1 protein-coding gene is annotated in these 551 nt (G+C 70.2%); it reads left to right on the forward strand.

What is annotated here, in order from left to right:
- Positions 1-551: HPr family phosphocarrier protein (locus AC2YHT_RS25670; RefSeq protein ID WP_487292616.1), on the forward strand; the 551-nt coding region annotated here is incomplete at both ends.

The raw sequence follows: 551 nt of genomic DNA on the forward strand, positions 1-551 counted from the left end.
CGAGGTCCAGGTCGCCGAGGGCCAGGCGGTGAGCACTGGTCAGGCGCTGATCGGGTTCGACCTCGATCTGCTCGCCCGCAAGGCCAAGAGCCTGATCACGCCGGTGGTCATTACCAATCCCGAGGCGTTCTCGATCGTCCGGCGGACGCAGGACGCCGAGACGCTAGCCGGTGGGTTCCTGATGGAGCTGGTCGCGGTGGCAGGGGCCGCTGTGATCGAAACAGTCGCCGATACCGAAGTCTCCCGCGCGATCGTCGTGCCGCTGGCGCATGGCATCCACGCCCGTCCGGCGGCGCGGATCGCCGAGACGGCGCGGGGCTTCGCTGCCGAGATCGCCATCGTGGCCGGCGGACGCCGTGCAGGCGCGCGCAGTCCGGTCGGGGTGATGGCCCTGGCGGTGAAGCTGGGCGACCACGTCTCCATCGTTGCTTCCGGCGCGGATGCTGCTGCCGCCGTGGACGCCGTCGCCGCCCTGATCGAGAGCGGCATGGGCGAGAAGGCCGGCGAGGTCGCGCCGAAGATCGTCGAAGAGGTTCCTGTCACCACCGTCG

The organism is Caulobacter sp. SRI_008 (assembly GCF_057586355.1).